Annotated in this window: 11 protein-coding genes and 1 pseudogene; 3 read left to right on the forward strand and 9 right to left on the reverse strand. The window is 70.7% G+C overall.

Features of this window, described 5'->3' with window-relative positions; genetic code table 11:
• From FNH08_RS52475 to FNH08_RS35625, 3 genes and pseudogenes are all read right to left on the reverse strand, one after another.
• Positions 1-190: pseudogene (locus FNH08_RS52475) on the reverse strand (hypothetical protein); the annotation flags it as partial.
• A gap of 73 nt (positions 191-263) precedes the next feature.
• Complete coding sequence (locus FNH08_RS35620; RefSeq protein WP_152775663.1) at positions 264-776, reverse strand: DinB family protein; 513 nt, start codon at positions 774-776, stop codon at positions 264-266.
• A gap of 85 nt (positions 777-861) precedes the next feature.
• The gene (locus FNH08_RS35625; RefSeq protein ID WP_152775664.1) at positions 862-1,452 is read right to left on the reverse strand and encodes a TetR/AcrR family transcriptional regulator; all 591 of its coding nucleotides are present in this window, start codon (positions 1,450-1,452) and stop codon (positions 862-864) included.
• 116 nt (positions 1,453-1,568) lie between these two features.
• Here FNH08_RS35625 and FNH08_RS35630 point away from each other — a divergent pair, with 116 nt between their 5' ends.
• Together FNH08_RS35630 and FNH08_RS35635 are read left to right on the forward strand one after the other, a co-directional pair.
• On the forward strand, positions 1,569-2,771 hold the full coding sequence (locus FNH08_RS35630) for an FAD-dependent monooxygenase (protein WP_152775665.1): 1,203 nt from the start codon (positions 1,569-1,571) through the stop codon (positions 2,769-2,771).
• Positions 2,772-2,817: 46 nt separating this feature from the next.
• Positions 2,818-3,723, forward strand: coding sequence for a Gfo/Idh/MocA family protein (locus FNH08_RS35635; RefSeq protein WP_322726030.1), 906 nt, complete (start codon positions 2,818-2,820; stop codon positions 3,721-3,723).
• Here FNH08_RS35635 and lnt read toward each other — a convergent pair.
• The 3 genes from lnt to FNH08_RS35650 all read right to left on the reverse strand — a co-directional run bounded on the left by lnt (position 3,647) and on the right by FNH08_RS35650 (position 6,878).
• On the reverse strand, positions 3,647-5,212 hold the full coding sequence (gene lnt, locus FNH08_RS35640; protein ID WP_152775667.1) for an apolipoprotein N-acyltransferase: 1,566 nt from the start codon (positions 5,210-5,212) through the stop codon (positions 3,647-3,649). The two genes, FNH08_RS35635 and lnt, sit on opposite strands and share 77 nt — an antisense overlap.
• 156 nt (positions 5,213-5,368) lie before the next feature.
• Positions 5,369-5,848 (reverse strand): nuclear transport factor 2 family protein, encoded by a 480-nt coding sequence (locus FNH08_RS35645; RefSeq protein ID WP_152775668.1) that lies wholly within the window; start codon positions 5,846-5,848, stop codon positions 5,369-5,371.
• Positions 5,849-5,942: 94 nt separating this feature from the next.
• The gene (locus tag FNH08_RS35650) at positions 5,943-6,878 is read right to left on the reverse strand and encodes an expansin EXLX1 family cellulose-binding protein (RefSeq protein ID WP_322726031.1); all 936 of its coding nucleotides are present in this window, start codon (positions 6,876-6,878) and stop codon (positions 5,943-5,945) included.
• Between the two features lie 238 nt (positions 6,879-7,116).
• Here FNH08_RS35650 and FNH08_RS35655 point away from each other — a divergent pair, with 238 nt between their 5' ends.
• A complete protein-coding gene (locus FNH08_RS35655) occupies positions 7,117-7,302 on the forward strand; it encodes a hypothetical protein (protein ID WP_152775670.1) in 186 nt (61 codons plus the stop codon).
• Positions 7,303-7,312: 10 nt separating this feature from the next.
• Here FNH08_RS35655 and FNH08_RS35660 read toward each other — a convergent pair whose 3' ends face one another.
• The 3 genes from FNH08_RS35660 to FNH08_RS35670 all read right to left on the reverse strand — a co-directional run bounded on the left by FNH08_RS35660 (position 7,313) and on the right by FNH08_RS35670 (position 9,148).
• Positions 7,313-7,909, reverse strand: a complete 597-nt coding sequence (locus FNH08_RS35660; RefSeq protein ID WP_152775671.1) for a chloramphenicol phosphotransferase CPT family protein — start codon at positions 7,907-7,909, stop codon at positions 7,313-7,315.
• A 49-nt stretch (positions 7,910-7,958) separates the two neighbouring features.
• Positions 7,959-8,138 (reverse strand): hypothetical protein, encoded by a 180-nt coding sequence (locus FNH08_RS35665; protein ID WP_152775672.1) that lies wholly within the window; start codon positions 8,136-8,138, stop codon positions 7,959-7,961.
• 134 nt (positions 8,139-8,272) lie between these two features.
• Positions 8,273-9,148, reverse strand: a complete 876-nt coding sequence (locus FNH08_RS35670) for an undecaprenyl-diphosphate phosphatase (RefSeq protein ID WP_152775673.1) — start codon at positions 9,146-9,148, stop codon at positions 8,273-8,275.
• Positions 9,149-9,343 lie beyond the last annotated feature (195 nt).

The following is a 9,343-nucleotide window of genomic DNA, read 5'->3' on the forward strand; positions in this document are numbered from 1 at the left end:
GTTCCAGCGCCTCCTGGGCCGGGGCCTGCACGACCTGGGGTCCGGTACGACCCTCGGGGAGTGGCGCCGACGGACGGGACGGCACGGGCGCCACATCGGGCGGGGGAGGGCGCTGAATGGTCACACAGCCGGAGAGAGCCGCGGCAGCCATGGTGGCCAGGAGCGCTGTGGTGGTCGTCGTTCGATGCACGCGCGCAACTCTGCTGTGTCCGAACCGATCTGGGGAGGAGACGGGCCAGGGATGCCCCGCACGGGTGACGCTGTCACTCGCCGGTGGCACCGTCGACGCGCTCCCGGAGCAGATCCGCGTGACCGTTGTGCCGTGCGTACTCCTCGATCATATGGGTGTAGATCCACCGAAGGGTGAGGGGCTCCTCGGTGAATCCGTTCCTGCCCTGACTGGCGTCGTCCAGGGCGAAGCGTGCCGCGCTCGTCCGGGCCGCCGCTATCTCGGCCTGCCAGGTGGTGTACGCGTCCTCCCAGGTGTCCGTGTCGGTGAGGTGGAACTCGCCGTCCCGGTCCTCGTCGCTGTAGTAGAGGGGCGCCACGTCCTCGTCGGCGAGCACCCTGCGGAACCAGCTGCGCTCCACGTCCGCCATGTGCCGTACGAGCCCCATCAGGGAGAGCTCGGAGGGCGGCACCGAGGCGGTCCTGAGCTGGGCGTCGTCCAGGCCCTCGCACTTCCACTCCAGTGTCTGGCGGTGGTAGTCGAGGAAGCCCTCCAGCATGGATCGTTCGTCGGCGTCGGTCGCGGGCTCGGTGCGCTTGATCGTCATGACGTGCATCTTGCTGGAGCGGCCCACGTGGCACCACACATTTGCCGGAACGCGGCCAGCCGGGAGCCGGTCGGCCGGTCCGGAGTCAGTGGCCCAGCATCCCGCTCATCAACTCCTGGAAACCCTTCCGCAGCTCCTCCAGAGTCGGCACGGCCGCGTGGAACGACCCCGCCACGCACGAGAACATCATCCCGTCGCAGTACGCGACCAGCGACAGCGCGTGCCGGGCCGGGTCCGGCGAACCCGCCGTGCTCACCAGCGCGGTCAGCGGATCACGGAACCGCTTCCCGGCCGCGTCGTAGAACTCCCGCAGCTCGGGACGCCGGGTGGCCTCCAGGGCGAGTTCGTAGCGGGCGACCAGCAGCTCGCGGTGACCGGTCAGATAGCGGTGCAGGGCGAGGGCGAGCCCGTCCACGAGGCCGTCGAGTCCGCCCCGGGGGGCCGGCATCTCGTCCGGCGTGAGGACCTGGGCCTCCCGCTCGGCCAGCCTCCGCACGGCGATCTCCAGCAGGGCCTGCCGGGTGCGCGCCAGGTTCGAGGTCGAGCCCTGCGGGAGCCCCGCCGCCTCGTCGACGGCCCGGTGGGTGAGGCCGCGCATCCCGCGCTCGGCGAGCAGGGCGAGGGCGGTGTCGGCGATGAGGGCGGCGCGGGAGGGGCCGGAGTTGCGTACGGGCATGAGGTCAACCTACCCCAGGGACTACATCTGTAGTACGGTCGGAAGGAACGTGACTACAGGTGTAGTGATCTCTCTCGCCTGATTTCTCGCCGGCACGGAGTGCACGAGGAGGAGCCATGGCACAGCAGCGCAGCGCGTCCCGCGCCGTGATCATCGGAGGTGGCATCGGAGGACTCACCGCGGCGGTGGCCCTGCACCGGAGCGGCCGGCACGTCACCGTCCTGGAACGGGCCCGCTCACTGGAACCGGTGGGCGCCGCGATCTCCCTCGCGCCCAACTCCCTGCGGGCCCTCGACGTCATCGGACTCGGCGACGAGATCCGCGGCCTCGCTGCCTGGCAAGGGGACGGAGGGGTGCGTACCCCGAGCGGACGGTGGCTGTCGCGCGCCGACGCCACCGCTCTGGCCGAACGCTTCGGCGGACCGCTCGTCCTGCTCCACCGCTCCACACTCGTCGACCGGCTGGCGGCCCGGCTCCCCGAGGACGCCGTCCGGCTGTCCAGCCCCGGGACCCTCACCGACCCCGGAGGCCCGGACCGGCCCGCCCGTGTCAGCACTCCTGACGGCGAGCTGGAGGCCGACCTGGTCGTCGGCGCCGACGGCATCCACTCCGCCGTACGCCGCGCGCTCTTCCCCAGCCACCCCGGCCCCGTCTATGCCGGGTTCACCACGTGGCGCGTCGTCATCCCGGTACCGGGACTGCACCCCGGCAACGTGACCTCGCACGAGACCTGGGGCCGGGGCCGCATCTGGGGCACGCACCCGCTCAAGGACGGCCGGGTGTACGCGTACGCCGCCGCCATGACCCCCGCCCAAGGACACGCGCCGGACGACGAGCGGGCCGAACTCGTGCGCCGGTTCGGCACCTGGCACGACCCGGTCCCGCAGGTCATCGAGGCTGCCCGCCCCGAGGACGTGCTGCGCCACGACGTCCACCACATCGCCGAGCCGTTGCCCGCCTTCCACCGTGGCCGGGTCGCGCTGCTCGGGGACGCCGCGCACGCCATGCCGCCGACCCTCGGGCAGGGCGGCAACCAGGCCGTCGAGGACGCGATCGTGCTCGCCGTCCACGCCGGTGACCTCGCCGCGTACTCGGCCGCACGACAGCCCCGTACGACGGCGATCGCCCGCAAGGCGGTGGGGGTCGCCCGGCTCAACATGATGTCCGGCCGCGCCGGCACGGCCGTGCGCGACGCCGTGGTCGCAGCGTTCTCCAAGGCAGCACCGGGGCTGCTCCTGCGGAGCTTCGACGGGATCGCCGACTGGCGCCCGCCACCGCCGCCGTATGCTTCCGACGAGGCACGTGCCGGCACGCCCTAGCCCTACGAGAAGCCCCGCGCCCACGGACGCTGGACGGGAGATCCCTGTGAAGGTCGGCTGCATCGGACTCGGCGACATCGCGCAGAAGGCGTACCTGCCGGTCCTCACCACCCAGCCGGGGCTCGAACTGCACCTGCAGACGCGGACGCCCGCGACGCTCCACCGGGTCGCCGACAGCCTCCACCTCCCCGCGGAGCGGCTCCACGCCGACCTCGACGCCCTGCTCGCCCAGGACCTCGACGCGGCCTTCGTCCACGCGCCCACCGACGTGCACCCGGAGATCGTCGCGCGGCTCCTGGAGGCGGGCGTCCCCACGTACGTCGACAAGCCGCTCGCCTACGAACTCGCCGACTCCGAACGCCTGGTGGAGCTCGCGGAGGAGCGCGACCTGGCCCTGGCGGTGGGCTTCAACCGGCGTTACGCACCCGGTTACGCGCAGTGCGCGGACCACCCGCGCGAGCTGATCCTGATGCAGAAGAACCGTGTCGGCCTGCCCGAGGTGCCGCGCACGATGATCCTCGACGACTTCATCCACGTCGTCGACACCCTGCGGTTCCTGGTGCCCGGACCGATCGACGACGTGACCGTGCGCGCCCGTACCGAGGACGGACTGCTGCACCACGTCGTGCTCCAGCTGTCCGGGGACGGCTTCACGGCGCTCGGGGTGATGAACCGGCTGAGCGGCTCGGCCGAGGAGATCCTGGAGGTGTCCGGACAGGACACCAAGCGCCAGGTCGTCAATCTCGCCGAGGTCATCGACCACAAGGGACAGCCGACCGTACGACGGCGCGGCGACTGGGTGCCGGTCGCCCGGCAGCGCGGCATCGAGCAGGCGGTGCTCGCCTTCCTCGACGCCGTCCGCGCGGGCAAGGCGCTCAGCGCCCGTGACGCGCTGGCGACTCACGAACTGTGCGAGCGGGTCGTTCGGGCGGTGCAGGAGCCGTCCTCCTGAGCCGCACGGCCCGTCCGCCCTCGACGGCACCCAGCACGACCAGCACCAGCACCGCCGCGTACACCGGCCACTCACCGAACCGGGCGTACGGCGTGACACCGTCCGCCAGCGGCACCTCGTACACTTCCGACGTGCTCGCGCTCGTGCCGAGCCAGGAGCCGATGCGCTCGCCGCTCGGGCCGTAGACCGCGGAGACACCGGTGAGTGTCGAGTGCACCATCGGGCGACCGGTCTCGGCGGCCCGCAACGCGGCCAGCGACGCGTGCTGCTCGGGGGCCCAGCTGTGCTGGAAGGTGGAGGTCGCCGACTGGGCGAGCAGCAGCTGGGCGCCGTCCCGGGCGAGATGGCGGCTCATGTCGGGGAACGCGGACTCGAAGCACACCATCGGGCCCACCTTCAGCCCGTTCCCCACGTTCATCACGACCTGCTCGGTGCCCCGCATGCGGTCCTCGCCCGCCGCCTTGCCGACCGAGGTGGCCCAGCCGAGCACGGAACGGAAGGGCACGTACTCGCCGAAGGGCACCAGCCGCATCTTGTCGTACCGCTCGCCGGTGGAGCCCTGTGGTCCGACGAGTACCGAGCTCTTGTAGATGCCGGGGCGGTCGGAGCGGCGGGCGTCGACGTTCACCAGAATGTCGGCCCCCGTCTCGCGGGACAGCGCGACGATACGTTTAGCGAGGTCGGGGCGGTCGGCGAGGTCGTAGCCGACGCTGCTCTCGCCCCAGACGATCAGGTCCAGGTCCTGCCCGGCGAGCTCGCGGGTGAGTGCCTCCTCGCGGGCGAACCGCTCCTCGGGGCCGGGGAGGACACCGGGCTGCACGACGGCGATCCGCGCCTGCCCGTCCACGTCGGGTCGCGGCGACCACACCCAGGCCGCGGAGGTGACGGCGGCCGTCGCGACGAGCCCGGCGACCGCGGGAACTCGGGAGCTCCGTACCGCGACGAGCACGGCGACGGCGACGTTGACCGCCACGACCAGGAAGCTGAGCAGCCACACCCCGCCGACCGAGGCCAGCCGCAGCGCCGGCTCCACCTGCCACTGACTGGACCCGAGCAGCCCCCAGGGCCCGCCCAGCCCCTGCCAGGACCGTACGAGTTCCACCATCAGCCAGCCCGACGGCAGGACGACCAGCGCGGCCACCACCCGCCCGGCTGAGGGCACACCGGCCAGGAACCGGCGCACCAGCCAGCCCCAGGGCGCCCACAGCGCACCCAGCAGCGCGGCTATCACGAACGTGAACACGTGCAGGCTCGGAAACAGCCAGTGGTGCACGGCCACCATGAAGCCGAGACCGCCCAGCCAGCCGTCGTACGCGGCCCGCCTGCCCGTGGGCGCCGAGCGGGCCAGCAATATCCACGGCACCAGGGCGACGTACGCGAACCACCACAGGGACGCTGCCGGGAACGTGAACATCGGCAGGGCCCCGGACGACACGGCCAGCAAGCCGCGCCGCCAGGGGGAGGTGAGCCAGCGATCGGGCAACCTCATGCAGCGCCTCCCTCCCCGGTGGTGGTGCGTACCCCCAGTGTGCGCGCAGCAGACGATCTCCGACAGGTGATCTCCGGCCACGCCGATCTCCGCGCGGGTCCCCCCGGGGGTGTGGCGGGCCTTCTGTGCGGGGCCGCTCAGGCTGTCCGGGGCCGCTCAGGGCGTGGCGGGCTGTCGTTCGGGCGAGTGGCGCCACTTCTCCCTGACCACCACCTCGCGCAGCCGCCAGCCCTCGTACGTACGCACCAGGACGAAGGCGTAACGACCGCCGCACACGAAGTCAGGAGCCCTGGATCCGCCGTCGTGCCCGGCGAACCGCATCGGGTTGACGTAGTCCGCCTGGACGTGGGCCGTGTCGCCCGTGTCGTGCTCCAGGGTGCCGAAGCGGACGCGCCGGTTGACGATCAGGTGCTGCCGCATGGGGAACAGCTCCATGCTCTCCGCAAGCCATCCGGCGATTTCGACGGCATCCCCCTCGATTCCTCCGGCCGAGCGGTAGTCCGCGCGCCCGTCCGGGGCGAACAGCCCTCGGTACGTCGCCCAGTCGCCGTCGTCCACCGCCACGGCGTACTCGGTGATCAGTTCGTCCACGGCGAGCCGGTCCATCACGGTCGCGAGCTCCACACGCTGCGTCATCGGCTCAGTGTTGAGGGAGGTGGCGGGCCGCGCCAAGGGGCCTGCAGGGGGATATTCGGTGGCAACGGAGTGCAGTGTCAGCCGACGGTGTGTGTCAGTGCCTGGCGAACTGGACCCTGGTCGGCTGTTCGACGTCCGGCCGCAGTGCGATCCCGTTGACGGTCAGCCGTTCTCCGTAGATGTCGGTGATCCTGATCGCGCCGCCGCACCCGCCGCCGTCGGCGGAGAGGAAGTAGTTGTACTCCGTACGCGGCAGCCGGCGCCAGCCGCCGCCGGCACGGACCTCCAGTCGTGCCGTCGGGTTCCGGTGGCCGATCACCTGGAGGGCGCACCAGTAGCGGCTCGACCCCGTCTTGTAGCGGATCGAGACCGTGTCGGACGTGCTGGGGCTCAGCAAGGTCCACGTGATGGGGATCTGGCCGCGCGAGGGGTCAGCGAGTTTCGCGAAGGCCTGTGCGCTGAGGTCGAGCTGCCCGGGTGCGCAGGGCAGGGGGCATTCGTTGGTGATCCGGACCGTGACGGAGGCACCGCCCGCCGCGCGGACGCGCACATACGCCCCGCACGCCTTGGACGACTCGTAGTCGGTGTGGTTCATCGCGGCGACCATGAGGTCGTCGCTCGGGCCGTAGAGGCAGGCGCCGTCGCCGGTCCCGGCGTCGTAGAAGGTGGCGACTCCCCGATAGGCGACCTCGGGCCGGATTCGTCCCGCCAAGGGTGCGGTGGCGGAAACGGTCGGTGGGGTGCGTGTGGCCGATGGCTTCGCCGGTGAGGCGGTCGCAGCCGATGGGGTGGTCGCAGCGGCCGTCGCGGTCGGTGACGGTGACGCCGGGGACGGCTTCCGCCGCGGTGCCTTGGGAGACACGGTCACCTGGGTGCCGGCGACGGGCGTGGCCGCGGCAGGGCCGTCATCGGCCTCGTGGTCGGGGCGGAAGGCCAGTACGAGGGACACGACGAGTGCGACGGCCGCCACGGCGGCGGAGAGGACGGCGGCGCGCCGCCTGCGGCGCGGAGAGCGGTAGGAGGATGCCACGGATGAGTCCTTGCGTGGTTCGGGAACACACGTCGGTTCGGTGAGGGACTCCGGTGAAGGAGCTTCCGACTCATCAGTGGTCGTGGGGTCCGAAAAGGTTGCCGAAAAGGTTGCCGATGTTGCGGCGGCGGACGACATTCCGCCGACAAGACAGGACCGATCGGCCCATAGCTTCACGACCCCGGGTAAAAGTCCAACTGCCCATGCCGACCGTGTGGTTGTGGGTAACGTCGGCGGCATGAGTCATGAAGTCCGAATAGACCGCGCCCCTGCTTCCGAGGGCGGTATCCAGATCACCGTCAGTCTTTCCCCCGCGGTTTTGGCGAAACTCCAACAGGACGGTTCCTGGACGGAAGCGATCGGCGAGGGCCAGGTCACCGGGGACGGACCGGCCATCAGCCAGATCGAGTTCAGGGTTCCGTAAGAGACCGGCGTCATTCGGAAAGCGCTGAGGCGTCCTTCTCGCGCAGCCGCTGGAAAGCCGTGGGCGTGGGACGGCGCGGCAGGAACTCCTTGATGAGACGGGCGCATTCGTGGGGGTCGGCGCGACTGGTGTCGCACTCGACGTCGTACACGCCGTGCGCGTGCACCAGGGCCAACTGCCGTACGGCCAGGCCGGGCGGCCGGTCACCACGCTCGCGCTCCCGCCGTTCGAGCTCGTCGCGCGGGCAGCGGACTCCGACGAACACGACGTCCTGCGGGACGAGGAGATCGAGACAGTCCCGTAGCCGCCATTCCTCGCTCAACACGTGGTCCATGACGACGTTGTTGCCGCCGGCGGCCATTCCGGCCACCGCCCGGTGGTAGCCGCGCCAGGTGTTGTGCAGAACGGTGGGGAGCTGCTCGGGAGACATCTCCCGACGCGTCCGCATCGCGTGGAACGCGTCCACGGGGAGGTGGAAGTACGGCTCGTCGAGGGTCCGGAGCAGCTCGGTGGCGATGCTCGACTTGCCCGAACTTGACGTGCCGTTCAGGAAGATGACGGTTCCGGGTGACGGGGCGGGATCTGGATGTCCGGCATCGGTTCTCAACCCGAATTCCCTTGGTGTCGACGCGGGTCCCTCGGCCCGCCGGTGGCCCTCACGCCGCCTCGATGACCTCTCCGCGTATCGCCGCGGCCCACTTGACGACCAGCAGTTCGTACTCGGCCCTCTCCTGCGCCGACAGCGAACCACCCGCGCGCATCCACAGCGCTCGGATCTGCTCGTTTAAGTCGGCAGCGGACCGCACGGAACCAGGGGTCATCGAATCGGGGGACATGCCGATTAGCGTAGGCGCAACGACTGACAGTGCGCTACCGCGCGGCTACTCGCGGGGTATGTAGTTGGTCACGATGGGGAGTTCGGGCCTTCGGAGTGGGTAGCGTTCCGGTCCCGCCCGGTCGCCCGGGGCCGTCAGCCCGACGACTCCGCCGCGTGCGGGCTCAGCTCGCCCATCGACACCAGCACGATGATCACGATCCCGAGGGCGATGCGGTACCAGACGAACGGCATGAAGCTCTTGGTGGAGATGAACTTCATGAACCACGCGATCACCGCGTAGCCGACCACGAACGCGATGACGGTGGCGAAGATCGTCGGCCCCCAGGTGACGTGGCCGCCTTCCATCGCGTCCTTGAGTTCGTAGCCACCGGAGGCGAGCACCGCCGGGATGGCGAGCAGGAAGGAGTAGCGGGCCGCGGCCTCGCGCTTGTAGCCCATGAGCAGGCCGCCGCTGATCGTGGCGCCGGAGCGGGAGACGCCCGGGATGAGGGCCATGGCCTGGCAGATGCCGTAGATCAGACCGTCCCGGATGGTCAGCTGGTCGAGCGTCTTGCGCTGCTTGGGTGCCCGGTGCTTGCCGCCCGCCTCGTCGCGTGCCGCCAGCCGGTCGGCGACACCGAGGACGATGCCCATGACGATCAGCATCGTGGCGGTGAGGCGCAGATCGCGGAACGGGCCCTCGATCTGGTCCTTGAGCGTCACGCCGAGCACGCCGATCGGGATCGAGCCGACGATCACCAGCCAACCCATCTGTGCGTCGTGGTCGCCGCGCATCTCCTTGTTCACCAGCGAGCGGGACCACGCCGAGATGATGTTCACGATGTCCTTGCGGAAGTAGATCAGCACGGCGGCTTCCGTGCCGATCTGCGTGATCGCCGTGAAGGCGGCACCGGGGTCCTCCCAGCCGGAGAACGCAGCGGTCAGGCGCAGGTGCGCGCTGGAGGAGATGGGGAGGAACTCCGTCAGCCCCTGGACGAGTCCGAGGATGAGGGATTCAAACCAAGACATGGAGTTAGGTGGTCCAAGCGCTGCTCGTGGGAGGCCGACGGACACGCCGTGGCCGCGGGGGCGGGCCGATCAAGGGTGTTGAGGGGCAGCGTAGCGTCCTCCGGTGACAGGGGTGCCACAGGGTCGCCCCGGAGCAGCGGGGGCCGGAGGCGCCCGTGCGGAGTGCGTGCGCGGCAGGGTGGGTGCGGGTGCGGG

It is taken from the genome of Streptomyces spongiae (genome assembly GCF_009377185.1).
In the GTDB taxonomy this organism is placed as follows: Bacteria; Actinomycetota; Actinomycetes; order Streptomycetales; family Streptomycetaceae; genus Streptomyces; species Streptomyces spongiae.